Annotated in this window: 26 protein-coding genes; 9 read left to right on the plus strand and 17 right to left on the minus strand. The window is 71.3% G+C overall.

Annotated features, from left to right (window positions below; all coding sequences use genetic code 11):
- Nucleotides 1–160: 160 nt before the first annotated feature.
- From AC3DEV_RS11005 to AC3DEV_RS11035, 7 genes are read right to left on the minus strand one after another with little or no spacing between them, the layout of a single operon-like run.
- Nucleotides 161–1,114, minus strand: a complete 954-nt coding sequence (locus AC3DEV_RS11005; protein WP_488372123.1) for a dihydrodipicolinate synthase family protein — start codon at nucleotides 1,112–1,114, stop codon at nucleotides 161–163.
- A complete protein-coding gene (locus AC3DEV_RS11010) occupies nucleotides 1,063–1,593 on the minus strand; it encodes a bifunctional adenosylcobinamide kinase/adenosylcobinamide-phosphate guanylyltransferase (RefSeq protein WP_488372124.1) in 531 nt (176 codons plus the stop codon). The genes AC3DEV_RS11005 and AC3DEV_RS11010 overlap by 52 nt, the downstream gene beginning before the upstream one ends.
- The gene (locus tag AC3DEV_RS11015; RefSeq protein WP_120285547.1) at nucleotides 1,590–1,886 is read right to left on the minus strand and encodes a hypothetical protein; all 297 of its coding nucleotides are present in this window, start codon (nucleotides 1,884–1,886) and stop codon (nucleotides 1,590–1,592) included. Before AC3DEV_RS11015 ends, AC3DEV_RS11010 begins: the two co-directional genes overlap by 4 nt.
- Nucleotides 1,886–2,101: a hypothetical protein gene (locus AC3DEV_RS11020; protein WP_067713058.1), complete on the minus strand. Its 216-nt coding sequence runs from the start codon at nucleotides 2,099–2,101 to the stop codon at nucleotides 1,886–1,888. The genes AC3DEV_RS11015 and AC3DEV_RS11020 overlap by 1 nt, the downstream gene beginning before the upstream one ends.
- A 26-nt stretch (nucleotides 2,102–2,127) precedes the next feature.
- Nucleotides 2,128–3,039, minus strand: a complete 912-nt coding sequence (locus AC3DEV_RS11025) for a cytochrome c oxidase assembly protein (protein ID WP_488372125.1) — start codon at nucleotides 3,037–3,039, stop codon at nucleotides 2,128–2,130.
- Nucleotides 3,040–3,045: 6 nt separating this feature from the next.
- A complete protein-coding gene (locus AC3DEV_RS11030) occupies nucleotides 3,046–3,576 on the minus strand; it encodes a DUF2243 domain-containing protein (RefSeq protein WP_488372126.1) in 531 nt (176 codons plus the stop codon).
- 15 nt (nucleotides 3,577–3,591) lie between these two features.
- Nucleotides 3,592–5,070, minus strand: a complete 1,479-nt coding sequence (locus AC3DEV_RS11035) for a sodium/glutamate symporter (protein WP_488372127.1) — start codon at nucleotides 5,068–5,070, stop codon at nucleotides 3,592–3,594.
- 144 nt (nucleotides 5,071–5,214) lie between these two features.
- On the opposite strand from AC3DEV_RS11035, the gene AC3DEV_RS11040 reads away from it, so the two are divergent.
- From AC3DEV_RS11040 to AC3DEV_RS11055, 4 genes are all read left to right on the plus strand, one after another.
- Nucleotides 5,215–6,048: a mycofactocin-coupled SDR family oxidoreductase gene (locus AC3DEV_RS11040; protein ID WP_488372128.1), complete on the plus strand. Its 834-nt coding sequence runs from the start codon at nucleotides 5,215–5,217 to the stop codon at nucleotides 6,046–6,048.
- Between the two features lie 278 nt (nucleotides 6,049–6,326).
- Complete coding sequence (locus tag AC3DEV_RS11045) at nucleotides 6,327–6,824, plus strand: potassium channel family protein (protein ID WP_488372129.1); 498 nt, start codon at nucleotides 6,327–6,329, stop codon at nucleotides 6,822–6,824.
- Nucleotides 6,821–8,266, plus strand: a complete 1,446-nt coding sequence (locus AC3DEV_RS11050) for a protein adenylyltransferase SelO (protein ID WP_488372130.1) — start codon at nucleotides 6,821–6,823, stop codon at nucleotides 8,264–8,266. The genes AC3DEV_RS11045 and AC3DEV_RS11050 overlap by 4 nt, the downstream gene beginning before the upstream one ends.
- 250 nt (nucleotides 8,267–8,516) lie before the next feature.
- Nucleotides 8,517–9,182: a hypothetical protein gene (locus AC3DEV_RS11055; RefSeq protein ID WP_488372131.1), complete on the plus strand. Its 666-nt coding sequence runs from the start codon at nucleotides 8,517–8,519 to the stop codon at nucleotides 9,180–9,182.
- A gap of 68 nt (nucleotides 9,183–9,250) precedes the next feature.
- On the opposite strand, the gene AC3DEV_RS11060 is transcribed toward AC3DEV_RS11055, so the two are convergent.
- From AC3DEV_RS11060 to AC3DEV_RS11075, 4 genes are all read right to left on the minus strand, one after another.
- Complete coding sequence (locus tag AC3DEV_RS11060; RefSeq protein ID WP_488372132.1) at nucleotides 9,251–10,810, minus strand: FAD-dependent oxidoreductase; 1,560 nt, start codon at nucleotides 10,808–10,810, stop codon at nucleotides 9,251–9,253.
- A gap of 9 nt (nucleotides 10,811–10,819) precedes the next feature.
- Nucleotides 10,820–11,809 (minus strand): AurF N-oxygenase family protein, encoded by a 990-nt coding sequence (locus AC3DEV_RS11065; protein WP_253002737.1) that lies wholly within the window; start codon nucleotides 11,807–11,809, stop codon nucleotides 10,820–10,822.
- Between the two features lie 191 nt (nucleotides 11,810–12,000).
- Nucleotides 12,001–12,657 carry a TetR/AcrR family transcriptional regulator gene (locus AC3DEV_RS11070; protein ID WP_120285539.1) on the minus strand — a complete coding sequence of 219 codons (657 nt, stop codon included), beginning with the start codon at nucleotides 12,655–12,657 and terminating at the stop codon, nucleotides 12,001–12,003.
- Nucleotides 12,654–13,691: an AraC family transcriptional regulator gene (locus AC3DEV_RS11075; RefSeq protein ID WP_206474034.1), complete on the minus strand. Its 1,038-nt coding sequence runs from the start codon at nucleotides 13,689–13,691 to the stop codon at nucleotides 12,654–12,656. The genes AC3DEV_RS11070 and AC3DEV_RS11075 overlap by 4 nt, the downstream gene beginning before the upstream one ends.
- Before the next feature lie 90 nt (nucleotides 13,692–13,781).
- Here AC3DEV_RS11075 and AC3DEV_RS11080 point away from each other — a divergent pair, with 90 nt between their 5' ends.
- Nucleotides 13,782–15,368, plus strand: a complete 1,587-nt coding sequence (locus AC3DEV_RS11080) for a flavin-containing monooxygenase (RefSeq protein WP_488372133.1) — start codon at nucleotides 13,782–13,784, stop codon at nucleotides 15,366–15,368.
- Complete coding sequence (locus tag AC3DEV_RS11085; RefSeq protein WP_488372134.1) at nucleotides 15,365–16,198, plus strand: SDR family NAD(P)-dependent oxidoreductase; 834 nt, start codon at nucleotides 15,365–15,367, stop codon at nucleotides 16,196–16,198. The genes AC3DEV_RS11080 and AC3DEV_RS11085 overlap by 4 nt, the downstream gene beginning before the upstream one ends.
- A gap of 162 nt (nucleotides 16,199–16,360) precedes the next feature.
- On the opposite strand, the gene AC3DEV_RS11090 is transcribed toward AC3DEV_RS11085, so the two are convergent.
- The 3 genes from AC3DEV_RS11090 to AC3DEV_RS11100 are packed head-to-tail and all read right to left on the minus strand — an operon-like array spanning nucleotide 16,361 to nucleotide 20,159.
- Complete coding sequence (locus AC3DEV_RS11090; RefSeq protein ID WP_488372135.1) at nucleotides 16,361–17,494, minus strand: ABC transporter ATP-binding protein; 1,134 nt, start codon at nucleotides 17,492–17,494, stop codon at nucleotides 16,361–16,363.
- Nucleotides 17,487–19,067 carry an ABC transporter permease gene (locus AC3DEV_RS11095; protein WP_363424934.1) on the minus strand — a complete coding sequence of 527 codons (1,581 nt, stop codon included), beginning with the start codon at nucleotides 19,065–19,067 and terminating at the stop codon, nucleotides 17,487–17,489. The genes AC3DEV_RS11090 and AC3DEV_RS11095 overlap by 8 nt, the downstream gene beginning before the upstream one ends.
- 48 nt (nucleotides 19,068–19,115) lie before the next feature.
- Nucleotides 19,116–20,159, minus strand: coding sequence for an ABC transporter substrate-binding protein (locus AC3DEV_RS11100; protein ID WP_259822885.1), 1,044 nt, complete (start codon nucleotides 20,157–20,159; stop codon nucleotides 19,116–19,118).
- Between the two features lie 151 nt (nucleotides 20,160–20,310).
- Here AC3DEV_RS11100 and AC3DEV_RS11105 point away from each other — a divergent pair, with 151 nt between their 5' ends.
- Complete coding sequence (locus AC3DEV_RS11105; protein WP_159148539.1) at nucleotides 20,311–20,775, plus strand: SRPBCC family protein; 465 nt, start codon at nucleotides 20,311–20,313, stop codon at nucleotides 20,773–20,775.
- Nucleotides 20,776–20,952: 177 nt separating this feature from the next.
- Here AC3DEV_RS11105 and AC3DEV_RS11110 read toward each other — a convergent pair whose 3' ends face one another.
- Both AC3DEV_RS11110 and AC3DEV_RS11115 read right to left on the minus strand, forming a co-directional pair.
- Nucleotides 20,953–21,162, minus strand: coding sequence for a hypervirulence associated TUDOR domain-containing protein (locus AC3DEV_RS11110; protein WP_067713023.1), 210 nt, complete (start codon nucleotides 21,160–21,162; stop codon nucleotides 20,953–20,955).
- A gap of 152 nt (nucleotides 21,163–21,314) precedes the next feature.
- Nucleotides 21,315–22,256, minus strand: coding sequence for an alpha/beta fold hydrolase (locus AC3DEV_RS11115; protein WP_488372136.1), 942 nt, complete (start codon nucleotides 22,254–22,256; stop codon nucleotides 21,315–21,317).
- Between the two features lie 201 nt (nucleotides 22,257–22,457).
- On the opposite strand from AC3DEV_RS11115, the gene AC3DEV_RS11120 reads away from it, so the two are divergent.
- Complete coding sequence (locus AC3DEV_RS11120; protein ID WP_067713017.1) at nucleotides 22,458–22,799, plus strand: transglycosylase family protein; 342 nt, start codon at nucleotides 22,458–22,460, stop codon at nucleotides 22,797–22,799.
- Between the two features lie 150 nt (nucleotides 22,800–22,949).
- On the plus strand, nucleotides 22,950–24,368 hold the full coding sequence (locus AC3DEV_RS11125) for an MFS transporter (protein ID WP_488372137.1): 1,419 nt from the start codon (nucleotides 22,950–22,952) through the stop codon (nucleotides 24,366–24,368).
- A 3-nt stretch (nucleotides 24,369–24,371) separates the two neighbouring features.
- On the opposite strand, the gene AC3DEV_RS11130 is transcribed toward AC3DEV_RS11125, so the two are convergent.
- Nucleotides 24,372–24,959, minus strand: a complete 588-nt coding sequence (locus AC3DEV_RS11130) for a dihydrofolate reductase family protein (RefSeq protein ID WP_488372138.1) — start codon at nucleotides 24,957–24,959, stop codon at nucleotides 24,372–24,374.
- Nucleotides 24,960–24,995: the final 36 nt, after the last annotated feature.

Below are 24,995 nucleotides of genomic sequence, written 5' to 3' on the forward strand. Positions count from 1 at the left end.
ACCCGCGGGCGGCGACGGTCACGGGTGAGGGCGCGGCGGGCTCGTCGGATTTCTCTGTCAGCTGGTCGGTGCTCACGGGGTCCTCCGGGGGCGGCGCACGGCGAGGGGCGGGGGTGGGGGCGGATGGTCCAAGTATGGAGGCGTAGGCATGAGTGTGCGGTTATTTCCCCAGCGAAAGGGCTGTGACCACCGTCTCTACGGACGTCCGGTCGGCACCGGTGAGCCCGAGCACGGGCCGGGGCAGACAGTTCTCCGAGGCCAGCCCGAGGATCTCGGCGACGGCCGCGACCACCCGCAGGCTGCCGTGCGCGGAGAAGAGTTCCCAGAGCGGCGCCAGCCCGGCGGACTCGGCCAACGCCTCCTCGGCCCGACCGGACAGCGCCGCCCGCGCGATCGCCAGGGCGGGGCCCGGGACGGTGCCGGCCAGCACCGAGTACCAGCTGTCGCAGCCCGCGAGCAGTGCCGCCGCGGCCGAGGGGTCGCCGGAGACCCCCAGGCCCACACGTTCGGGCACCGCGGAGCGCAGTCGGGCGAGGTGCTCACGCGCCGCTGCGGGCTCCGCCGGCGGCGGCGGGATCTTGATCGAGGCCACCTGCGGGAATTCGACCAGTCGCAGGTAGAGCTCGGGCGTGAATCCGAAACGGGTGGTGCCGGGGTTGTCGTAGACCACCAGTGGCACGGAGAGTTCACCGGCGACGTCCGTGTACAGGCCCATCACGTCGTCGTCGGTGAGCGGCTGGTAGCTCATGGGCGCGAGCATCACCGCCGAGGCGCCGGCCGCCTGCGCGTCGTGGGCGAGGGCCTGCGCGTGGGAGGTCCGCAGGGCACTGATCCCGACGATCACCGGAACCCCCGCCGCGTGTCGGACGGTCGCCTCGGCGACCCGGCGCCGCTCCTCGCGGTCGAAGTAGGCATACGAACCGGTGGAACCGAGCGCACCGATCGAGTCGACCCCCGCGCGCACCAGTCGCTCGATGATCGCCGCGTAGGCGCCCTCGTCGACCCGGTCGTCGCTCATCGGTGTGAGCGGGAACGCGCTCAGACCGGTCGTCGCGTGTCCGGTCACAGCGTGAGGACCCGCCCGCACACCACCAGGTGCACCTCGTCGCAGCATTCGGCGACGGACTGGTTGAGCGCCCCCAGCAGGTCCCGGAACACGCCGCCCGAGCGGTACGGGGGCACGACCCCGGAGCCGACCTCGTTGGTCACCAGCACCACGTCGTCGCGGGCGGTGAGGGCGGCGCAGAGGGCGTCGGTCCGCTCGTCGACGGCGGCGCGCGCCTCGTCGGCGGGGGCGTCCCACAGTCCGAGATCGTCGACGGTGGCGGTGAGCCAGGTGCCCAGGCAGTCGACGAGGACCGGGCCGGGGGCGTGGCGGAGCGCGGAGGCCACGTCGGGGGACTCGAGGGTGCGCCACCCCGCGGGCCGGTGTGCCCGGTGGTGGTCGACGCGTGCGGCCCAGTCGGGGTCGTCGAGCTCGTCGGCGGGGCGGCCCGGCGCGACGAACGTCACCGCATCCTTACCGTCGAGCAGTCGCACCGCGTGCCGGGACTTGCCGGATCGGACGCCTCCGGTCACCAGGACGCGCGTCATCCCCGCCGCCCCCGGCCGCCGGCGAGGGCCGGGCCGGAGAACAGGGCCAGTCCCACGACGAAGCCGAAGTCGTACCAGTTGCCGTTGTTGTTCACCTCGTAGATCGTCACGGTGTCGGTGAACAGGGAGATGACGAAGGTGACGGGGAGGATGATCCCGTGCCACAGGCCGAGGAGGAACCCCGCGCCGGTGGGGGCGACGTCGACGTTGGGTCCGGCCGCGCACGCGCCGAGGGTGAGGACGACGACGAGGAGGACACCGGCGGCCAGGCCGGCCCGTGACCGGGTGGTCACTACCGCCGCCCGCGGGTGAAGTAGAGGATCGGCCCGATGAAGTTGATCGCGATGATCGCGGCCCACTTGCCCTTGGAGCCCTGCACCTTCGCCGCGGGCCGGGAGGCGAGGTCCGCCCACGCGGTCGCGGCGAGTGACACCTGCACCGAGATGAGCGTGAGTAGGACCGTCTTCTGCGTGTCGGTCAGGTCGTTCCAGCGCTTCTTCGTGGCCACGGCGTACCTCCCGGATCGGATTTTTCTTATCCTAGGCGCTGCCCGGCGCGAGGGATACGGCGTTCGCGGCGTTCCCGGGCGGGGTTACCGGGCAACAGCTGGGCCCGGAAGCGCGAGCCGGGGTACCACCCGGCGAACAACAGGATGAGGATCGCCAGGTCGACGACGTCGCCCCCGTAGTACATGAGCTGCGCGCCGGCGCGGGCGTCGACCGGGTCCACGCCGGCGGGCGGGTGCGCGTAGAGCCACTTGGCGAGGATCGAGTGGGCGGCGATGAACACCACCAGCACGGTCGCGCGGACGCGCAGGGAGGCGCGGTGCGGGTTGGGGTCCGGGCCGATCATCGCCACGGTGAACGCGATCCCGGCGAGCAGGACGTGGACGTGGACCAGCAGGTGCAGGGCCATCGACCGGTGCATGAGCTCGAAGAGTTCGGTCGCGTAGAGGAGCCACACCCCGCCGCCGTTGAGGACGGCGGCGACGACCGGGTGGGTGACCACCCGTGCGGGCCGAGAGCGCAGGACGGCGGACACGGTGCGTGCGCCCGCAGTCGGGAGCGTCCGCAGGGCCAGGGTGACCGGGGCCGCCAGCACGAGGAGCAGCGGCCCGATCATGCCCACGAGCAGGTGGGTGGCCATGTGGGCCGTGAAGTCGTGGCGGGCCGCCTCGGCGAGCGGGCCGGCCCAGCCGACGCCCACGCTGGTCAGTCCGGCGATCCAGACGGTGGTGCGCCATCCGGGCCACGGTCCGCGGCCACGGTGCCGGTACACACCGAGGAGGTACGCGGTCAGGGCCAGGGCGAGGACGGCCGGTCCGACGGACTCGAGGATCCACCACTCGGCGGCGACGGAGGTCGCGTGGTCTCCCGGCGTGGTGCCGATCGCGCCGGCGCCCCCCGGCGTGGCGTCGTGACCGTCGTGCGCGTGTCCGGTGCCCACCGTCGATCAGCTCCGGGGCCGCCGAACCACGGGGGATGTGAGCGGCGCGTTCCTGGTCCGGCGCAGCATGACCAGGCCGATCGTCAGCAGGATGATCGCGGAGAGGATCCACACCAGGTCGTAGACGAGCAGGTCCACGCCGTAGCGGATCTGGTGGATGCCGAGGAGCTTGTGGAACACGATCCCGTCGACCAGTTGGAAGAACCCGATGCCGGTGAGGACCGCCCCGGCCCAGCGGGTCCACGGGACGACGATCTGCTGGCGGACGTCCGCGAACATGAACAGTCCCCACACGGTGATCAGCCAGGTCGCTCCGTGGAACAGGCCGTCGGCGACCAGCGCCGTCGTCGTGGTGGACAGGTCGTAGAAGTGGTGCCACTGCAGGAGCAGGTGGAAGACGAACAGGTCGATGACCGAGCCGGCGATCCCGCACCCGAAGAGGAATCCCGAGAGCACCAGGCGTCGCCCGGCGGTCGGATCGGGTGCGGGGTCAGGTACGGGCCCGGCGGCGGGGGCGGGCGACGACGGCGTGGGCATGGGCGGTCGCCGTGGTCAGCTCGCGGTGGCGGTGTCGGATTCGTCCTCCGGTTTACCGGCCTTCTTCCACTCGGCCCGCTCCTTCATCTCCCTGGGACGGAAGTAGAGCAGTCCGGACAGGACGGCGACGAGGAAGACGACCAGCATGGTGATGAACAGCGGCCAGACGCCGGTGAGGAAGATGATCGGTACGGCCATCGCGGTGACGAGTCCGCCGCCGAAGAACGGTTCGAAGACGAGTTGCTTGTAGCCGAACGCCTCGAACGCGGGGCTCTGGGCATCGGGGTCGACGATGCGCATGAGGATGAGGCCGGTGGCGGTGACGCCCATCGACTGGCCGAAGTCTCCGATGCCGCGCTCGAACCAGTAGCGGCCGATGATCCGCGGTGCCAACCACAGGAAGATGCCGACGTTGACCAGGATGCCGGCCACGGCGAGGATCGTGAAGGCGCCGATGTTCTCGCCGATCGCCTGCAGGGACAGGGTGCCGATCGCCGCGACGATGAGGAAGTCGAGCGCCCAGCCCTGGATCCGCAGCATGATCTGCGGGTCGATGACGTGGGCCACCCCGGCCTTGGTCGCGACCGCCTGGACGATGACGCCGCCGAGCAGGGCGATGGGGAACAGCGGTACGTAGGCGAAGATCTCCAGCGGGGTGTTCTCGTCGAGCATGACCGACGCGTAGGTGGCCTGCTCGATCCATCGCAGCCCCTCGAGGATCCCCAGACCGATGAGGATCGCCAGGGTCACCAGCGCGACGTGGAGGGACAGCGGCTCCACCGACGACGGGCGGGAGGTCATCTTGCCCGCCGAGTAGTACTCGTCCTCGCGGAACAGGCCCTTCTGCTCGCTGATGGACATCTTGGCGCTGCCGCTGATGAGCTCGGTCCTGCCGGTGCGGGCGCCCCAGTTGATCAGGGCGATGCCGAGCACGATGCCACCGACGATGCCCACCGTGGCCATGCCGACGGCGAGGTCGGCCCCCACCGTGAACCCGAGTTCCTCGAACACGCCCCGCATGCCGGCCGCGGTTCCGTGACCGCCCTCGAAGCCGATCTCGATGAGGGCGCCCGTCATGGGGGAGGCGCCGAGCAGGGGCACGAGGATCAGGGCGGCCAGCAACAGTCCGACGACGTACTGCCCGGAGCCCAGGGCCACGCCGAGGGAGAGCTGCGGACCGACGAGCTTGACGGCCCGGGAGGGGCGCGGCAGGTCCTGGCCGAGGAACATCGTCGCGAAGATGACGCTGATGAGCAGGCCCGGGAGGGAGGACCACACCTCCACCATCGGTTCGGTGAAGAGCCCGTTCTCGCCCCACGGCCCGGTGAACCTGCCCAGGACCTCCGGCCCGAGCAGGAGGAGCAGTGCACCACCGACGATGGAGCTGGGGAGGAACAGGGACTGCACGATCCCGACCTTGACGCGGATGATCTTCCCGATCAACAACGCCAGTCCGAGGATGAGAAGGGCGAATCCCACAGCATTTGCGGACATTGGGCGACCTCGGTTCCGGAAGTGCGGCTTACGGTGTCCTCCCGAACCTATCCGGCGGGCGCGCGAATAGTCCCCGATCCGCCCACTTCTCGGGACAGTCGACCCTATGGTGAGCCGCAGACTGCAGCGAGGACGGAGTTCGACATGGTGGGACGAGACATGGCGGGACGACTCGAGGGCAAGGTCGCGTTCATCACGGGGGTCGCGCGCGGGCAGGGCAGGACGCACGCCGTCCGCCTGGCCGCCGAGGGCGCCGACATCATCGGACTCGACCTCGCGGGACCACTGCCGGGGCCGGTCCCCTACGACCCGGCCACCCCGGAGGACCTGGACGAGACCCGTCGGTTGGTCGAGGAGCAGGGGCGTCGCGCGCTCCTGTCCGTCGGAGACGTCCGCGACCTCGAGGGGATGAAGAAGATCGTCGACGACGCGGTGGCGGAACTCGGTCGCCTCGACGTGGTGGTGGCCAATGCCGGCATCTGCACCCCGCAGGTCTGGGACGCCATCAGTCCCGAGGATTTCGCCGCGACCATCGACACCAACGTCACCGGCGTGTGGAACACGGTCATGGCGACGGCCCACCACGTGATCGACGCCGGCGGCGGCTCGATCATCCTCACCAGTTCATACGCGGGCAAGAAGATCCAGCCGTTCATGATCCACTACACGACGTCCAAGCACGCGCTGGTCGGGATGACCCGGGCGTTCGCGGCGGAGCTCGGCCCGAAGAACGTCCGGGTCAACAGCATCCACCCCGGCGGCGTGGCCACCCCGATGGGCGGTGGAGACATGGTGAGCACGTTGGAGGCGGTCGGCGAGTCGAACCCCCCGCTCAACCTCATGGGCACGACGTTCCTCGAGCAGACGTGGGCGGAGCCGGAGGAGATCTCGAACGTCGTCGCGTTCCTGGCCTCCGACGAGTCGACGTTCATCACCGCGGAGCACATCAGCATCGACGGCGGGTCGCAGTACTTCTGACGGCGGGTCACAGTACTTCTGAGGCCATCACGCGTGTCCGAGGCCACCGCGCCGCGCCCGGGGGGATCATCGACGGGTGACGGAGACACGGTGGAAGGAGCTGGCGGAGTGGCCCCTGATCGGCGCCGCTCTGGCTTTCCTGGTCGCCTACGCGGTGATGGTGGTCGGACAACCCGGGGGTCCGGTGGCAGTGGTCACCCGGATCGTGATGGCGGGGACCTGGGTTCTGTTCGCCGTGGACTTCGTGGTCAGGTTGGCGTTGGCGGAGCGGACCGTGGTTGCTCAGGCACTGGTACGACCTCGCGGTCATCGCTCTGCCGGTCCTGCGACCGCTGCGACTGCTCCGGCTGGTGACCCTGCTCGGGGGGATGAGGCGGTCGGCGGGCCCGGTGGTGCGCGGTCAGGCGATCACCTACGCCGCGGGGTGGACGGCGGTCCTGCTCGTGGTGTCCTCGCTCGCGGTGTTGAACGCGGAACGTGGGGCACCGGGGGCGTCGATCCAGACATGGGGTGAGTCCCTGTGGTGGGCGACCGTGACGGTGACGTCCGTGGGGTACGGCGACTACTCGCCGGTGACCCCGGTGGGACGCACGATCGCGGTGGGGCTCATGTTCGGCGGGATCGCCCTGCTGGGCGTGGTCACGGCGACGCTCGCCTCGTGGCTCCTGGAGAGGATCGCCGATCGCGATGGTGCGGGAGAGGACCGGGCCGGACCCGGTGAGCCCGGTCCACGCGCCGACCCGCCCGGCGGCTCGTCCGTATCGTCGGGGCCATGACCACGGACACCGCACGCCCCCTCACTCTCGGAACCCGGTACGCGAGCGAGTTGCCGGAACTGGGCGTGCCGTGGAAGGCCGCGGAGGCGACCGGGCCGCGGCTACTCGTGCTCAACGACGCGCTGGTCGACGAGCTCGGCCTGGACGCCGACTACCTGCGTGGCGAGGAGGGCGTGCGGGTGCTGACGGGCAACCACGTGCCGGACGGGGCCACGCCGGTCGCCCAGGCCTATGCCGGCCACCAGTTCGGCGGCTACTCGCCCCGGCTCGGGGACGGGCGCGCCCTGCTGATGGGGGAGCTGCCCGATGGCCGTGACCTGCACCTCAAGGGTTCGGGGCGCACGCCGTTCGCCCGCGGCGGCGACGGCCTGGCCGCGGTCGGCCCCATGCTCCGCGAGTACGTCATCAGCGAGGCGATGCACGCGCTCGGCGTGCCCACCACCCGCTCGCTCGCCGTGGTGGCCACCGGGAACACCGTCCACCGCGAGTCGCCGCTGCCGGGCGCGGTGCTGGCGCGCGTCGCCGCGAGCCACCTGAGGGTGGGGACGTTCCAGTTCGCGCGATCGGTCGACGACGACGAGCTGCTGCGTCGGCTGGCCGACCATGCCATCGCCCGGCATCACCCGCACGCCGCCCACGCGGAGAACCCGTACCTGGAGCTGTTCGCCTCCGTGCTCCGCGACCAGGCCGGGCTCGTGGCCCGCTGGATGCTCCTGGGGTTCATCCACGGCGTCATGAACACGGACAACACCACCATCTCGGGCGAGACCATCGACTACGGGCCGTGCGCCTTCATGGACGAGTTCGACCCGGCCACGGTCTTCAGCTCCATCGACACCGGCGGCCGCTACGCCTACGCCAACCAGCCGCCCGTACTGCAGTGGAACCTCGCCCGGTTCGCCGAGACCCTCGTCCCGCTGGTCGACCCCGACCAGGACGAGGCGGTCCGACTCCTCACCGAGATGCTGGGCACGTTCCCGGAGCACTACCAGCGGGCGTGGACGGCCGGGATGCGCGCCAAGATCGGCCTGCCGGACGAGGTCGGGGACACCGAGGCGACCGACCTCATCGACGAGCTGTCCCGGTTGCTCAGTGCGACGCGGGCCGACTACACCGGTTTCTTCCGCGCGCTCGGGGCGGCCGCGGACGGGGATGATCAGCCGGTGCGCGAGCTGGTCGGAGCGCTCGCGGACGGCTGGTTGACGACATGGCGGGCCCGTCGACCCGACCGGGGATCGATGGACCGGGTCAACCCGATCTACATCCCGCGCAATCATCTCGTCGAGGAGGCCCTCGACGCGGCCACGGCAGGGGACATGGGGCCGCTGTCCGAACTCCTCGTCGTCGTCACCGACCCCTACACCCGGCGCGCCGGTTACGAGCGCTACGAACGTCCCGCCCCTCCCGAGGCCGCACCGCACGTCACCTACTGCGGCACCTGACGCGACTCCCCCAGCAGTACGCGCGTATTGATACGAAACATTTATCTTCCGTGGGGGCTGTTTGTCAGCCGTTCGTACGACAATGAGGTTGTCACATCAATCTTACGGCCGGGCCGTGAGACGGGCGGAAGGCCACCACGTGCGACTACTCATCGCGGACAGCGACGGCGGGTACCGTCAGACCTCGGCCGTCCTCGGACGGTTCGTCGACGACCTCACTTAATGGACGGGCGCCCGGGAGGCCGTGCGGGTGCAGTGGCCGGCACCCGGGTCGGGTCGACCCCGGCGGTCGCACACCTGGGAATCGGCGTCCGCGGCCGGGGTGGCCGACCTCAACCGCCTCGTCCATCTCCACCCGTCCGACGACCTCGTGCTCATCGGGGCGTGCTGCGGCACCCGGGTGATCCACGACTGGATGGACGCCCACCCGGAGGATCTCGACCGGGTCGCCGCCGTGGGGTTGGTCGCCGACCCGTTCCGACCGCGCGACCGCTGGCTCGCCGGCACGTCCGATCCGGGCGGGCAGGGCGTGGCGGGACCGCGCCGCGGACCGATCCCCGAGCGCACCCACTGGGTGTCCGTGCCGGGCGATCCGCTGAGCGGCGTGCAGCCGTCGAACCTGCTCCGCGGCGCCGTGAGGGACTCGGACCTGACGCCCGTCCAGGTCTACGACGAGCTGATCGAGAACCTCCCCGACTCCCGCACCCGGGTCGCCCTGCGTCTGCACGTCGTGGAGCATCCCGGACTGTGGTCACCCCATCTGCTCCGTCAGCTCGACGACGTCACCGACACCCTCCTGACCTATCGCGACGCGGCGTACGCCGCGCTGTACGAAGCCGACGTCGACGGTGCCTCCCCGCTGGCGCGGCTCGCGAGGGTCATCGCGGATCAGGTCGCGGCCGACCAGGCCGCCTGAGCGGTTCGGTACACCCAGACGGTGCGGTACAGCTGGACGGTTCGGTACAGCCAGACGGTTCGGTACGGCTAGACGGTCGCCGGGACCGGACGGCGGCTCCGGAGCAACTCCTCGAACCGCGCGGCCGGGCCCGGAGTGGGTAGGCGACCCTCGTTCGCGTCGGCGAGCAGAGAGTTGACCGTCTCGCGCGCACACGTCTTGTTGGAGCCGATGAACCCGCGCGGACCCCGCTTGATCCACCCGACCACGTAGAGCCCGGGCACCTCGCGGCCGTCGGCGGCGTCGAGGACGCGGCCCTCGCGGCTGGGGATGGTCGCGGACGCGGGGTCGAACGGCACCCCGGGCACCGCCACGCCGCGGTAGCCCACCGAGCCCAGGACCAGGCCCGCCGCGAGGGTCTCCTCGGAGCCCGGGCGGGGCACGGCGCGCACCCGGCCGTCGGGGTCGGTGACCGGTTCCGTGCGCACCACCCGCAGGCCCTCGGTCCGCGCGGTGCCCACGACCTCCACGGGCGCGGTCGCGAAACGCAGGATGATCCGGCGACGAGGGGTCGTCTCCGCGGTCCCGCGGCTCGGCCGGTCGGCGATCCGGGCCAGGAGTTCCAGCTTCAGGCGGCCCTGTCTGGTGGTCGCGGCGTCCGGGTCGATGCCGTCGGGGGCGTCGACGCGCAGGTCGATGTCCTCACGTGCGTCGAGACCGACCAGCTCGGGCAGGGTGAACGCCGCGTGCTCGGGGCCGCGACGGCCGAGAACCACGACCTCACGGACCCGGCTTCCCCGCAGCGCCTCGAGGGCGTGGCGGGCGATGGAGGTGCCCGCGAGCCGCTCCGGGTCGGTGGCCAGGATCCGGGCGACGTCCAGTGCCACGTTGCCGTTGCCGACGATCACCGCCCGCTCGTGATCCAGCGGGACGTCGGCGTCGGCGTGGTCGGGATGGTCGTTGTACCACCCGACGACCCGCGTGGCCGACGTGCTCCCCGGCAGGTCGACCCCCGGGATGTCCAGGGGGCGGTCCGTCCCGGCCCCGGTCGCGTACACCACCGCATGGTGGTGGGCCGCCAACTCCTCGGCGGTGATGTCCTCGCCGACGTGCACGCCGAGCCGGTAGCCGAACCCGGGCTGCTCCTCGATCGCGGTGAACAGGTCCGCGACCGCGCGGGTGCTGGTGTGGTCGGGCGCCACCCCATGTCGGGCGAGCCCGTGGGGGACGGGGAGCCGATCGAACACCGTCACCTCCACGCCGGGCTGGCGGAGGAGCTCGTCCGCCGCGTACAGCGCGGCGGGGCCGGCTCCCACGACCGCGACCCGCAGGGTCGTCCGGGTGGGCCCGAGGCGGACGATCGTGGGGACGCGGGCCTGGGGCCTGCTCGGCCGGTCGTCCCCGGTCAGTGCCTCGTTGATCCCGAGGAAGTCCTGCTGCTCGGGCGCCAACGCGGTGTGCGGGACGATCGCCCCGACCGGGCACGCCCCCACGCACGCCCCGCAGTCCACGCAGGACACCGGGTCGATGTAGAGCATCTCGGCGGTGGCGAAGTCGGGCTCGTCGGGGGTCGGGTGGATGCAGTTGACCGGGCAGGCGTGGACGCACGAGGCGTCCGCGCAGCAGGCCTGAGTGACGACGTGGGGCATGTCGGCGGCCTAGTCGCGGAACGCCACGGGCGGCTCGCCGCGGTACCGGGAGGGGCGCCCGTCGATCTTCAGGGCCTTCCACACCCGCCGCGCGGCCGGGTTCATCAGGCCCGAGTCCTCGGCGAGCTTGCGTACGTCGCCGAACAGGTCCGACAGGAACCGCTGCGACTCGGGGCTGTCCCAGTACAACTCGCGGACGACCTCATCCGGGATGTCGAACGTCTCGCGGAACTCCTTGGTGGGCTTGAGGATCGCGTCGCACAGCACCCGCATGATCACGGGGAAGGCCAATGAGACGGTCATCGCCTGGCCGCGGCTCAGCTTGGGGGCGTTGCGCGCCACGTAGGTGTGCGCGAACGAGATGTGCCGGGCCTCCTCGGCCACGTGGATCTCCATGATCCGGGACAGGACCGGCGGCAGGGTGTCCGAGTTGCGCAGGACCTGCTTCTGGGTGTGGTCGATGGGTTCCTCACCGGCCAGGACGCCGATGAAGAACGCCACCGGGAACGGGCCCGCGGCGAGCGGGATGATCGGGGACAGCCGCCGGATCCACCGCGGCATGCCGGGCACGTCGGCGCCGATGCGGTTCACGCCCTGCTGGAACATCTGGGTGTGGTGGCACTCCTCGGTGGCCTCGTGGGTGAGGTACCGGAACTCCGCGGCGCCGTTCTGGCTCTTGAAGACGTACTGCATGATCCCGCGGATGAGGATGTTCTCGAACTGCAGGCCGACCTTCATGATGTTGGCCTGACGCCACAGGCCGATCGCGATCTGCTTCTCCCGGGGCAGCCCCAGGTACCACGGGTGGCCGCCGAGCGGGTCGATCCCGGCGGGCAGGATCCAGCGCTCGTCGGTGGGGTCCACCGCGAAGTCCGGGTCGTCCCACGGGATGTCCTTGAAGGCGTCGAAGCTGCGGTGGACCGAGGCGTGCGACAGGCGCCGGAGCGTGTCCTCGTACTCCTCGGTGGTGGCCGACGGGGAGGGGGCGACAGCGGTCATGGCTCATCCTTCCGGTTCCCGACTCGTGGATCGGGAGCGTGGACTGAGAATCGACGGTGACAGAGTGACATCCGCGATCTATTTGTACCTGACGCTAGACACGCAGAGGCGATTCGTCAACCATTCATGAGGTTCGGTTCAGATCTGCGCGGCGGGGCTCTGCACGGCGGGGCTCTGCACGGCGGTGCGGGTCAGCCCTCGGCGAGTCCACCGCCGAGCAGCGGGCCCAGGTGGGTGCGTGCGAACGCCCGGGAGACCTCGGGGTCGTCCAGATCGATGGCGGTCGACGGCGTGAGGACGAACGAGATGACGAGGCGGACCGTGAGCTCGGCCCCGACGAGCAGTTCCTCGTAGGGGCGGGAGTCGGGGACGGTCCGCGAGATCTCGGCGGCCAGGAAGTGTGCGGCGGCGGTGATGAGCGGCGCCCCCTGCACCGTGAAGTGCGGGACGGTCGCCTCCGGCTCGGTCTCCAGCAGACGGTTGAGCAGGTCGTGGTCGCGGAGCGTCTCGACGGTGAACGCGAAGCCCTCGGTGAGCTTGTCCTCCACCGTGGCGTGGGCGTCGATCTCCCGCTGCAGGTCGGCGAGGAACCAGGCGGCTTCGCGCAGCAGCGTGGCCTCGACCAGTTCCTGCTTGTTGGCGAAGCGCCGGTACAGCGTCATCCGCGCCAGCCCGGCCCGCCGGGTGATGTCGTTCATCGTGGACCGGGCGATCCCCACGCTCTCGAACTGTGCGGACGCCGCGTCGAGGATCTGCTCCCGGATGGGGTCGTCCATCGAGGTGCCGTCCGGGAGGCTTCGCCCGGAACGCAACATCGCCAACGGGTCGGACGCGGGGGTGTCGCTCATGTGCGCGATTGTCCCACTCCGGGCGGGGTCGTGTGCCCGTGCCGGAACTCGCGCGCGGTCATCCCCCACCATCGCCTCGCGTACTGGCTGAACGTCGTGGCGTCGCCGAGGGCCAGCGCCGAGGCGATCTGGGCCAGCGGGATCTCCGTGGTGGTGAGCAGGCGCACAGCGATGTCGCGGCGGACCTCGTCCCGCAGGGTCGCGAAACTCGTGCCCTCCCCGGCCAGCCCGCGTTGCAGCGTGCGGGGGGAGACCGAGAGCAACCTCGCGACCTGGGGCAGCGACGAGGTGCCGGTGTCGAGGGACTGGTGCAGGACCGCGCGCGTCCGTTCGGTCATGCTCCGCCGGTCCTCGGGGATGTGCTGGTCCAGGTACCGCAGCGCGAGTTGCTGGACCGCCTCGTCGCCGCCCGAGATGGTGCGGCCCAGGAGTGCGGCCGGCACGCGCAGCACCGCGGCCGCGGTCGACGGCGTGACCGGCGCGCCGAAGAGCGATTCGTACCGTGCGGCGTCGGTGTTGAGCGGGTTGGGCAGGTCGACGGACACCAGGCCGTAGTCCCCGCCGAGCACACTGCGCATGGCGCGGTGGAGGAAAAGCAGGACGAGATCCACCGTCTGCGGCGGGATGAGCTGCCCGGGGTCCCGGTAGCCGAACCGCACCCCCAGTATGTCGGCCTCGTCGCGCGGATCGGGCACCACGGTGATCTCGATGGAGCGGGAGTGGAAGAACAGGTACTTGGAGGTCATCTCGAGCGCCTGCGTGGTGGTCCGGGCGTTCTTCACGGCCACGGCGACCGGGCCGAGCATGTCGAGATCCTGGTGCCCGGCGACGCGCAGTCCCAGGTCGGGGCACCGGAGCTCCGCGGCCGCGGTCTCCAGCAGGAGGGCGATCGACAGGTCCTCCACCAGGATCTCGTCACTGTCGAGCGCGCCGGCGGGGAGGCCGGACCGGCGGGCGAGGTCGTCGGGGTCGCCGCCGAGCTCGGTGACCACCTGCCGGACCCCGCGCAGGCCGGCCGATCGGATGAACGCCATGGGACCACCCTGCGGCACTTGGCGCGATCGAGCAACTTATTGGCGCATTTCGGCAAGCCTGCGGTGCCGTCGGCGGATACCGTACCGGTCATGATCAATTCCACCGAGCGTCCGGACGGCCCGGGCGCAACGCCCGGAGACCCGCTGGACCTGCTGATCGTCGGGGCGGGCCTGTCCGGCATCGACCTGGCCCACCACGTGCACGAGGCGTTCCCCGACTGGCGATGGGAGATACACGACGCCCATGACGACCTGGGGGGCACGTGGCACACGTTCCGCTACCCCGGCATCCGCTCGGACTCGGACATGGCGACCTTCGGGTTCCCGTTCCGGCCCTGGCCACACGCCTCGACCCTCGGCAGCGGCGCGGAGATCAAGGAGTACCTCCGCGACACGGCCCGCGAGGCCGGCGCGCTGGACCGCCTGCACCTGCGCTCGTGGGTCGCCGACGCGGACTGGCGCAGTGACCACCAGCTCTACCGGATCACCTGCGTCACCGACGACCGCGAACGCATTGTGTGGGCGCGGCGCGTGCACTTCGGCTCCGGCTACTACTCGCACGCCGAGGGGTTCCGCCCCGAGTTCCCCGGGGAGGAGGACTTCCGCGGCGAGATCATCCACCCCCAGCAGTGGCCCGCCGACCTCGACTACACCGGCCGGAAGTTCGTGGTGATCGGGTCGGGCGCGACGGCCGTGACGCTGGTGCCGGCGCTCGCCGAGCTGGGCGCGGACGTGACCATGCTCCAGCGCACCCCCAGTTATGTCGGCCCGCTGCCGGAGAAGGACCTCATCAGCGCGGTGTGGCGCCGACTGCTGCCCGCTCCGTGGAGCTACCGGGCGGCGCGCCTCAACCACGGTGCGCGGGACACGGCCCAGTTCGTCATCGCACAGCGGCTGCCCTGGCTGTTCAAGGCGGGGCTGCGGCTCATGCAGAGGCGCTACATCTCGTCCGAGCAGATCGACGAGCACTTCACGCCGCCGTACCGGCCGTGGGACCAGCGCGTGTGCAAGGCCCCCGACGGGGACATCTTCCGGGCGATCCAGCGTGGTGGCGCACGGGTGGTCACCGGGCACATCGACCGGTTCACGCCCGCCGGGATCCGCCTGCGGTCGGGCGAGGAGATCGAGGCCGACGTCATCATCTCCGCCACCGGCCTGCGGCTCGAGGCGTTCGGCGGCGGCACGCTGAGTATCGACGGCGAGGCGCTGGACGTCCCGAGGTTGGCGACCTACCGCGGCATGATGCTGGCGGGCGTGCCCAACTTCAGCTTCACGGTCGGCTACATCAACTCGTCCTGGACACTGCGCGCGGACCTGGTCTCCCGGTACATGGTCAAGCTGTGGAAGGCGGGCGAGTCGGTGTACGCGCCGCGCCTTCCTGCCGGGCCGGCCGACCAGCTCCTGCTGGACTTCGACGCCGGGTACATCCAGCGCGACGGCCACAAGTTCCCCAAGCAGGGCACGACCCGGCCGTGGCGTTACGTCCAGAACTTCCTGGTGGAGATCCCCGAGCTGGCCTTCGGCGACCAGCGCCGCGAGATGGCGTTCGGGGACCGCGTGGAGCTCACCGGCGCCCGCCGTGGACCCGGGGCCGCCGGCGTCGGCCCCGACGGTGGGCAGGTCGAGGACGCACGGGATCACCAAGACGACTACGACGACGAGGTGGCCACCGCATGAGCCGATTTCTCCCACGGAAGAGTGCCGAACGGTCCGGGCGGGCGGTCGCCGACGGTGGTGGCAGGCGCGTGTTCATCACCGGTGCCGCGTCGGGGTTGGGGCTGGCGCTGGCCAGGGAGTACCTGGCACTCGGGGACGAGGTGATCCTCACGGACCTCCACGCCGAGCCCCCGCCCGCCGTGCAGGAACTGGTGGGGCGGTGGACGTACCGCCGGGTCGACGTCACCTCGGATGACGACTGGCGGGCCGCCGCGGAGGAGATCGAGTCGCTGGACATCCTCGTCAACAACGCGGGGATCGCGATCGGCGGTGCGCTCGGCTCCACCTCGATGGAGGCGTGGCAGCGGATCGTGGACATCAACCTGCTCGGCGTCGTGCGCGGCTGCCGGGCGCTCGCCCCCAAGCTGGGTCGGGGTGGTCGACTGGTCATCACCGCTTCCGCCGCCGGGCTGGTGCATGCACCCCAGATGGGCGCCTACAACGCGACCAAGGCCGCGGCGGTGGCGTTGGGGGAGACCCTGGACGCCGAGCTGCGGCCCCGCGGGGTGTCGACGTCGGTGATCTGCCCGCAGTTCTTCCGGTCCGGGTTGGCGGACTCCCTGTCCGGTGAGGACGCGCGGGCGGACGAGATGGCACGCAAGTTGCTGTCGCGGACGCGGTTGACGTCGGAGATCATCGCGAGGCGGTCGGTGCGTGGCATCGAGGCCCGGCGCGTGGTGATCACGCCCGACGCCCTGGCGACGTTCTTCTGGTACTCCAAGCGCTTCACCCGCGTGCCCTTCCTGGGCTCGACGCGCCTCATCGGCAGGGTCGTGGCGCGCGGCCGCTGAGCGCGGACGGGGACGGGGACGGGCCCACTGTGACCGAGCCCGGCCCAGTGCGACCGAGCCCGGCCCCCGCCGAAATCCACCTATCGGATTGCGCGTCACCTACGGACCTCCGTAGGTGGATCGTCTTCCGATAGGTGGATCGTGCGGGCTTGGGTCCGGGTCTCAGTCCCGTGGGTAGACGAACCCGCGGCGTACGTCGATCCCCACGGCCTCGCCCACCCGCGTCGGCACGGCGGTGCCCGGCGGCACGAGGACCCGCAGCTCGATGTCCTCGTGCCGGCAGATGACGGTCCGACCGCTACGGCCGTACAGCGAGGTGACGAACTCCGCGCCGATCCGGTCGGGCCCGGCCCCGACCGCCGGACCGGCCCCGGCCCCAGGCCCCACTCCTGAGCCGGCCGCGGTCCCACCCCCGTCGCCCGGAGTGGACAGGGCGAGCCCGGCCGGCAGGAGGGCGAGCGTCGCCGGGCCCGTCACGGATCCGGCGGGGCCGGTCAGCGCGTCGGGGCGCAGGGTGATCCCGCCGGTGTCGGACCGGAACCCGTCACCGGAGACGGTCCCGTCGACGAGCGTGGCATCGTGCAGGAAGCCCGCGACGAACGCGCTGTTCGGCGCGGCGTCGAGCTGGTCGGGCACGTCGCACTGCACCAGCCGGCCCCGGTGGAGGACGGCCACCTCGTCCCCGATCGCCAGTGCCTCACCGCGGTCGTGGGTCACGTGGACCATCGTGAGGTCGTGCTCGGCGGCCAGTCGGCGGAGCATGAGTCGGAGGGATGCGCGGAGGGGTTCGTCGAGTGCGGACAGGGCCTCGTCGAGGAGCAGCACCCCCGGCCGCGCGACGATCGCCCGGGCGAGCGAGACCCGCTGCCGCTGGCCGCCGGACAGGGTGTCGGGGCGACGACGGGCGAAGTCGCCCAGTTCGACGGTCTCGAGTGCCTCCGCGACGAGTCGACGCCGCCGGGCGGCCGGGACCTTCGCACGCCGCAGGGGGTAGGCGACGTTGTCCTCCACGCTGAGGTGCGGCCACACGGCGTGGTGCTGGAAGACCATGCCGAGACCCCGCTCCTCGGGCGGGAGGTGGATGCCGTCGCCGACCAGGGTCCTGTCGCCGACCCGGATCGTTCCCGCGGTGGGGCGTTCGAATCCGGCGATGGCGCGCAGGAAGGTGGACTTGCCGGACCCGGACGGCCCCACGAGCGCGAGGATCCGGCCGGAGTCCACCCGCACGTCGAGGTTGTCGAGGGCGACGGTCTCGCCGAAGCGGACGCCGACGCCGTGGGCGACGAGTTCAGGCACGGATACTCCTGGGTGCGGATTCGGACCCGGTGGCGGGTCGGCTGTAACGGGCGCCGAAGGCGGCCAGGACCAGCAGGCCCACCACCATGAGGACCACGGACAGGGCGGAGGAGGCGTTGTAGTCCCCCGCCCGCTGGTACTGGAAGATCACCACGCCGAGGGTCTGGGTGCCGGGCGCGACGAGCAGGACCGAGAGCGTGAGTTCGCGGACCGCCGTCACCGCGACCATGATCATGCCGATCCCGACCGACGGCAACGCCAGGCGCACGCTGGTGTCGAGGCGGGAGCGCAGTGCCTTCGCCCCGCCGATCCGCGCGGCCTCCTCCATCGACGAGTGGATCCCCGCGAGCGGTCCGCGGACGGTCTGGACGACGATCGCGGTGAACGCCGTGACGTACGCGCCGAGGATGACCCAGCGGGTGTTGAACAGCCCGGTGTAGCGGCCGAGGATGAGCCACCCGGTGGCGATCACGAGGCCCGGCACGGCCTGCGGGAGGAGCACCGACAGGAGCATCGGCTCCCGGTCCCGACCGGCCAACCGCGTGGTGAACAGCGCGACGAGCAGGCCGAGGACGCCGCAGACCAGGGCCGCGCCGAGCGCGAGCACCACGGAGTTGGTCACGCCGTCGATGGTGGTGGAGGCGGTGAGCGCGCGGCGGAAGTTGTCCAGGGTCGCGGTCTCGAGGGTGAGCGGGACCCCCGGGGCGGGCAGGAGCGCCCGGACGGCCAGCCCGACGAGCGGGGCGAGGGTCACCACCACGCTGACGACCCACGCGATCACCCCGAGCGGGACGCGCGCACGGCCGAGGGCCTGGGGGTCGGCGGGACGTCCGGTGCCGCCGAACTCCACGGACCCCTTGGTGACCTGCCGGTCCAGCAGCGTGCCCAGGACGCCGAGCAGGAGCAGCACCACCCCGATCTGGGAGACGGTCTGCAGCGGTGAGGCCACGGAACCCGACTCGAGGAACCGGTAGACCATGGTGGAGAGCGTCTCGTAGCCGGCCGGGAGGCCGACGATGACGGGGATGCCGAAGTCGCCGATCCCGCTGACGAAGGTCAGGGTGAACGCCGCCGCCATGGCCGGGCGGATCAGCGGCAGCGTGATGTCGACCTGCGTCCGCGACGGCCGGGCACCGGAGAGGCGGCTCGCCTCCTCCAGTTCGGCGGGGATCCTGCGCAGCGCCGCGGCCACCACGAAGTAGGCCATCGGGTAGGCGTGCAGGGTGAGGAGGAAGACCACCCCGGGCCCGCCGTAGAAGTTCCACGGGGAGAACCCCAGCACCCGGTCCACCAGGCCGCCGTCGGTGAGCAGGCCGCTCCACGCGATGGCGCCGATGAACGGCGGGATGAACAGCGGGGTGAGCAGCAACAGTCGGAGCGCGCCGCGACCGGGCAGGTCGGTGCGGTCGAGCAGGAACGCCATCAGCGTGCCGATGATGACCGCCCCGATCGCCGAGAGCAGCGAGCTGACGAGACTGTTGGCGGTGGCGCGGAGCAGGCCCTGGTCGATGAGTTCAGGGAGGTGGTTGGCCCCCAGCCCCAGGGAGATGACCAGGGCCAGGGGCACGACCATGACGCCCGCGAGGGACGCCCACAGTGCCAGCCGGAGGGGGAGCGTCACCTACCGGACGGCGGCGTTGAAGGCGGCCACGGCCTCGTCCTGGGAGGCGGCGATCGCCTCGAGGTCCTGGTCGAACAGCGTGATGTCGGTGAGCGCCGGGGCGCCCTCGGGGGTCCCGGCGTCGTCACGGACGGGCAGGTAGTTCTGCTCGACCGCGATCTGCTGGCCCTTCTGGGACACGATGAAGTCGAGGAAGAGCTTGGCGGCCTCGGGGTTCGGGGCGTCGGCGAAGACCGCGCCGGGCTGGGTGATGTAGGGGACGCCCTCGCTCGGGTAGCTCACGGCGATGGGCGAGCCCTGCGCGGCGAGATCGCGGACCAGGTAGTCCACCACGATGCCGACGGGCTTGGATCCCTCGGCGACGGCCTGCGAGACGGGGCCGTTCGACTCGGCCACCTGGGGATTGTTGGCGCCGAGCCGGTTGATCCACTCCTCGCCGAGGTCGGGCTGCAGGCTCCACGCCGCGGCGTTGAAGGCGGCCGCACCGGAGACGTCCGGGTTGGGCAGGATGATCCGGTCGAGGTACTCCGGTTCGGCCAGCTCGGCCCAGGACGTGGGCGGGTCCGTGACGTCGCCTGTGTTGTAGGCGATCACGGTGGGGATGATGCGGGTGCCGACGTAGAACCCGTCCGGGTCGACGGCGACGTCCTCGATGGCGTCGGCCTCGCTCGGCTCGAACTCCTGGAAGAGGTCCTGGTCCTTGTACTGCTCGAACGTCGGGACGTCGGCGGCGAGCAGGATGTCGGCGGCCACCGCGCCGGTGCTCCGCTCCGCCTCGATGCGGGCCTTGAGGTCGCCGGTGCCCGCTCGGAAGACCTTCACCTCGATGTCCGGCTGCTCCTCGTTGAACGCGGAGATGATCTCGTCGATCTTGGCCTGGGGTTCCGAGGTGTACAGGGTGACCTCCCCGGACGCGGCCGCGGAGTCGGACGTCTCGCCGGAGCCCGTGGTGGCGGGCTCGGAACAGCCCGCCAATCCGAGGGCGCCGGCCGCGAACACCGCGACCGACGCCAGAACTGCCCGGCGACCAACAGACCTCGACACAGCGACCACTCCCAATCTAGGACCTTCGAATCGATATCCCATCCTGGCACCCGCATCGGTCGGGCTAGGGCTATCGGGGTGAATCCACGGTGAATTCGGAGCGGACGACCGACCGGATGCGTTCCGCTGTCCCGGGGTGCACGGTGGGGTCATGAGTAATTCCACTGCCATCACCGTCGAGCGCGTGATCGACCACTCGGCGGCCGAGATCTTCGAGTTCCTCTCCAACCCGGAGAACCACGCCCGTCTCGACGGGTCGGGCTTCGTCCGGGGCGACTACAAGTCCGACCGCATCCAGCAGGTCGGCGACGTCTTCTCCATGGACATGGAGGGCGAGCACATGGGCGGTGAGTACCGCATGGACAACCACGTGACCGGCTACGGCAAGGACAAGATCCTGGCGTGGCAGCCCGCACCCGCCGGCACCGACCCCAAGGGCTGGGAGTGGGTCTGGGAGCTCGAGGCGCAGGGCCCGGACTCCACACTGGTGCGTCACACCTACGACTGGTCCAAGGTCACGGACAAGGACGTGCTCAAGAAGGTGTCGTTCCCGCTGGTGTCGGAGCAGCAGATGGAGGATTCGCTGTCCAACCTCGCCTCCGCCGTCTCCGGCTGACCCGCCGCTCTCGACCAACGATCCACCCTCCGGATCCCGAACCGCGCCCGGAGCCCCGCGGGCGGTTCGCATCCGGAGGGGCAGATCGTAGCGCCACGCAGCCTCCCGCCGCTGCTCCTGCCTCTGCGCGCGCCGGCCCCCCGCGCGCGCCGGCCCCCCCGCGCGCGCCGGCCCCGACTAGTCGATCTTCCGTAGTGCAGAGCCCTTGTGCATGGCCAGGTGGCCGGTCTTGTCGCTCTCGATCTCGTACTGCGGTTCGTCCGTGCTGCAGCGCCGCATGCGCCCCTTGAACTCGACGTCCTCGGTGTGGATCTCGCGGATCACGCCGCGCACCATCCCGGCCTCGGAGTTCCACTCGACGTGGTCGCCCTTCGTGTAGTCACTCATGCGGCCAGTATGTTCGCCGGGCGGCGGGAGTGCACGGCCATCTCTCCCGTGAACTCGAGCGGGCGAACTCGAGCGGGCGAACTCGAGCGGGCGAGACCGAGCGGGCGAGCTCACCCGGGCGACCTCACGCCGACGAGACCGAGCGGGCGAGCTCACGCCGGCGCGGTCAGCGCGCGCAGCATCTCGTCCCAGTGGGCCAGCGGCAGCAGGTGCCCCTGGCCCTCGTAGACCGTCAGGTGGGCCGAGCCCAGATGCGCGGCGAGCCATCGCCCGTGGTCGGGTGGGGCGATCTCGTCGTCGTCGCCGTACCAGAGCAGCACCGGCGCGGCGATGTCCTCGACCCGGAAACCCCAGGGTCCCACAAACGCGACGTTGTCCCACGCGATCGCGTCGGCGCCCCGGCGGAGCGCCTCGCGGAAGTTGACGAACAGGGCGTGTCGGGCGTCGGGGTCCGCGACCACGGCCGGGTCGCTGGCCGCGAACATCCAGTCGACCCAGGGCGCCGCCTCGTCGTCGCGGACCGAGAGCATCGCGTCGAGGAAGTCGGAGTTGCCGGTGCGGAACACCTCCGCCGCCCGGGCCGGGTCGTCGGGCAGGTGCGACAGCGCGTCGAGGTCGTTCGGCGTGAGTGACTCCCGTGCGCCCGGCCTGCCCTCGTACGGCGCGAGACCACCGGAGACCCCGACCCGCAGCACCCGCCCTGGCAGCGCGGCGGCGGTGGCCAGCGCGAACGCCCCGCCGCCCGACCATGCCGACACCGCGAACCTCCCGAGGCCCAGGGCATCGGCGATCGCCTCTACATCACGTGTGACGCCGGCCAGGCTGATCGGCCCTGCGTCCGACCGGCCGTACCCGGGTCGGTCGAATCCGATCACGCGGACGCCGGCCCGTTCGGCGAGCCTGGCCCCGAAGTCCGCCTCGAGCCGCGATCCCGGTGTGCCGTGGAAGTGGATGAGCGGCGCCCCGCCGGATGTCCAGGCACCCCTAGGCTCGTCGACATGACCGACCACCGGGTGGACATCGACGGCCGCACGGTGGCCGTGCACGAGTGCGGAGATCCCGCGGGGCGACGACGACGAGGTGAGCCTTCTCACGCGACCGGTCCGCCTGGCGTCGATCCCGCCGAACCGGTGCGGTGACCAGCAATGATCCGTCCCCGCCGTGCCCCCATGTGCTGGTCGACCCCGGCCCCGGACCCGCGGAGGGGGTTGCGGGGGCCCGCCGGTCAGTTCGTAGGGTCGGCCGCCACGACAAGAGGTCGACGCACGACACGAGACCCACAGGAGGTCACGCAGATGCAGAAGAAGCTCGTACGAACCCTGACCGGCGCGATCATGGCCGGCGGTATCGCCGCCGGGGGCGCGTCACTGGCCGCTCCGGCGGCGAACGCGGCCCCGCCGAGCGCGTGGGACCAGGTCGCGCAGTGTGAGTCCGGTGGCGACTGGCACATCAACACCGGCAACGGCTACTACGGCGGCCTGCAGTTCGCGGCCCAGACGTGGAGCGGGTACGGCGGCGGCGAGTTCGCCGCGACGGCCGACCAGGCCACGCGCGAGCAGCAGATCCAGATCGGCGAACGCGTGCTCGCGGGCCAGGGCCCGGGCGCGTGGCCGAACTGCGGCGGCCCGCTCGCCTGATCCGGGCGCGTCCGCTTGCCTGATCCGGGCGGACGCGCGCAGAGAGCACACGACCGGCGCCGGGGTGATCCCCCGGCGCCGGTCGTCGTCTGTCCGAGGCCGCGAAGGGGCCCGGATGCCCCGGCCGGCGGGCCGCTACCCTCTTGAATGGTGACCACCGCCGACCGCTTCTATTCTCGCCTCGTCACCCGCGATGCCGACGCCGAACGCGACCTCCCCGACGTCGTCCGCCGCGAACTCCCGCGCAACGGGCTGCGGCTCGTGGCCGCCAACACGCTGCAGTCCTCGGGTGACCAGACGGTCAACGCGTCGACCGTGCTGCCGTGGCTGTTCCACGTGCTCGGGGTGCCGGCGGCGCTGGTGGGTCTGCTGGTGCCGATCCGGGAGTCCGGGTCGATGCTGCCGCAGGCGTTCCTCACCCCGCTGGTGGTGCGGGTGCGCCAACGCAAGTGGGTGTTCGTCACGGGCGCGCTGGTGCAGGCGGCATCGGTGGCGGTGATGGCCGCGATCGCCGCCCTCGGGTACGGGACGGCGGCGGGCGTCGGCATCCTGGTCGCACTCGTGGTGTTCTCGCTGGGCCGCTGCCTGTGTTCGATCGCGTCGAAGGACGTGCAGGGCCGAACCATCCCGTCGGGGGAGCGCGGCCAGATCATCGGGTTGGCCACGTCGGCGGCGGGGTTGGTCGCGATCACCCTCGGCCTGGCCATCCGGATCCTCGGCGGCGGCGACCTCGACAGCACCGAACTGGCGTTCCTGCTGGTGGCGGGCGCGGTGCTGTGGCTGCTCTCGGCGTCGACGTACTCCCGCGTGGTCGAGCCGGCCGGCGACGGGCGCTCCCGCCGGGGTGGCAAGGACCCTGGCGCGACGAAAGACCACGGCGCGGCGAAGGACCACGGCGCGGCGAAGGACCACGGCGCGGCCGCCGGCGGTGCATTGGAGGAGTCGTCGACGTGGTTCGCGGACGCGGCGCGACTGTTCCGGGACGACGCCACGTTCCGCAAGTTCGTCACCGTCCGCGGCCTGCTGTTGGTGTCCTCGCTGAGCCCGCCGTTCATCGTGTCGATGTCGGTCGCCTCGGGCACCGGGGCGCTGGCCGGGTTGGGCGGGTTCATCCTCGCCTCGGGAGTGGCGTCACTGATCGGGGGGCGCGTCTTTGGGCGCCTGGCCGACCGGTCGAGCCGACTGCTCATGGCGGGCGCCGCCACGGCCGCATCGGCGGTGGCGGTCGCGTTGGTGCTCGCGGTCTCGATCCCGGGCTTCGACGGCGGGTCGGCACTCGGGGCCACGGTCTTCGTCGGGGCCTACTTCCTGCTCACGCTGCTGCACTCCGGCGTCCGCGTCGGACGCAAGACCTACGTGGTGGACGTGGCCGAGGGTGACCTCCGGACGACCTACGTGGCAGTGGGCAACACGGCCATGGGGATCATCCTGCTGGTGGTGGGCGGGATCAGTTCGGCGCTCGCCGTCATCGGCGTGCAGTGGGCGCTGGTTTTCCTCGCGGTGCTCGGGGTGATCGGCGCGGTGTCGGCGGTGACGATGCCCGAGGTCTCCCGCGGCGCGGCCCGCTAGATCTCAGACGCCCGGGTCGAATCCGCCGACGTCGTAGATCAGCTTCTGCACACCGTTGGGGTACGCTTCGCTCTCGACCAACTCCAGCTTCTGCCGGGGCTTGTCGGTGTCGCTCCACATGCGCTTGCCGGCGCCGAGGATGAACGGGAACACCAGCAGGTGATAGCGGTCGATGAGCCCGGCGTCGGAGAGGTTCCGGGCCAGCGTCGCCGACCCGTGCACGAGGATCGGCGCCGGTTCGGCCTCCTTCACCGCGGCCACCTCGTCGAGCGTGCGCAGGATCGTCGTCGTCCCCCATCCCTCGACGAGGTCACCCTCGACCAACGTTGTGGACACCACGTACTTCGGCATGGCGTTGTAACGGGGGAACTCGTCGGTCATCTGCGGCCACACGGCGGAGAAGGCCTGGTAGCTGACGCGGCCGAGCATCATCGCGCCCGCCTCGTCCTGCTCGCGGGCCTTGAGGCTGTAGACCTCCTCGAGGAACTCCACCGCGAAGGTCCAGCCGGTGTTGCGGTACCCGGGCTCGCCGCCGGGGGCCTCGACGACGCCGTCGAGCGAGACGAAGGCGGTGTAGATCAATCGGCTCACGGCGGACTCCTCACGCGGGTCTGCCAGAGTACGCCC

It is taken from the genome of Dietzia sp. IBK-p2-15D, assembly GCF_057773105.1.

Excerpts from the sequence above, each read along its gene's own strand:
- AC3DEV_RS11005 (WP_488372123.1), bottom strand. The coding sequence starts at position 1,114 with ATGCTGCGACGAGGTGCACCTGGTGGTGTGCGGGCGGGTCCTCACGCT.
- AC3DEV_RS11010 (WP_488372124.1), bottom strand. The coding sequence starts at position 1,593 with ATGACGCGCGTCCTGGTGACCGGAGGCGTCCGATCCGGCAAGTCCCGG.
- AC3DEV_RS11030 (WP_488372126.1), bottom strand. The coding sequence starts at position 3,576 with ATGCCCACGCCGTCGTCGCCCGCCCCCGCCGCCGGGCCCGTACCTGAC.
- AC3DEV_RS11035 (WP_488372127.1), bottom strand. The coding sequence starts at position 5,070 with ATGTCCGCAAATGCTGTGGGATTCGCCCTTCTCATCCTCGGACTGGCG.
- AC3DEV_RS11040 (WP_488372128.1), top strand. The coding sequence starts at position 5,215 with ATGGTGGGACGAGACATGGCGGGACGACTCGAGGGCAAGGTCGCGTTC.
- AC3DEV_RS11050 (WP_488372130.1), top strand. The coding sequence starts at position 6,821 with ATGACCACGGACACCGCACGCCCCCTCACTCTCGGAACCCGGTACGCG.
- AC3DEV_RS11060 (WP_488372132.1), bottom strand. The coding sequence starts at position 10,810 with ATGCCCCACGTCGTCACTCAGGCCTGCTGCGCGGACGCCTCGTGCGTC.
- AC3DEV_RS11065 (WP_253002737.1), bottom strand. The coding sequence starts at position 11,809 with ATGACCGCTGTCGCCCCCTCCCCGTCGGCCACCACCGAGGAGTACGAG.
- AC3DEV_RS11070 (WP_120285539.1), bottom strand. The coding sequence starts at position 12,657 with ATGAGCGACACCCCCGCGTCCGACCCGTTGGCGATGTTGCGTTCCGGG.
- AC3DEV_RS11075 (WP_206474034.1), bottom strand. The coding sequence starts at position 13,691 with ATGGCGTTCATCCGATCGGCCGGCCTGCGCGGGGTCCGGCAGGTGGTC.
- AC3DEV_RS11080 (WP_488372133.1), top strand. The coding sequence starts at position 13,782 with ATGATCAATTCCACCGAGCGTCCGGACGGCCCGGGCGCAACGCCCGGA.
- AC3DEV_RS11085 (WP_488372134.1), top strand. The coding sequence starts at position 15,365 with ATGAGCCGATTTCTCCCACGGAAGAGTGCCGAACGGTCCGGGCGGGCG.
- AC3DEV_RS11095 (WP_363424934.1), bottom strand. The coding sequence starts at position 19,067 with ATGGTCGTGCCCCTGGCCCTGGTCATCTCCCTGGGGCTGGGGGCCAAC.
- AC3DEV_RS11105 (WP_159148539.1), top strand. The coding sequence starts at position 20,311 with ATGAGTAATTCCACTGCCATCACCGTCGAGCGCGTGATCGACCACTCG.
- AC3DEV_RS11110 (WP_067713023.1), bottom strand. The coding sequence starts at position 21,162 with ATGAGTGACTACACGAAGGGCGACCACGTCGAGTGGAACTCCGAGGCC.
- AC3DEV_RS11120 (WP_067713017.1), top strand. The coding sequence starts at position 22,458 with ATGCAGAAGAAGCTCGTACGAACCCTGACCGGCGCGATCATGGCCGGC.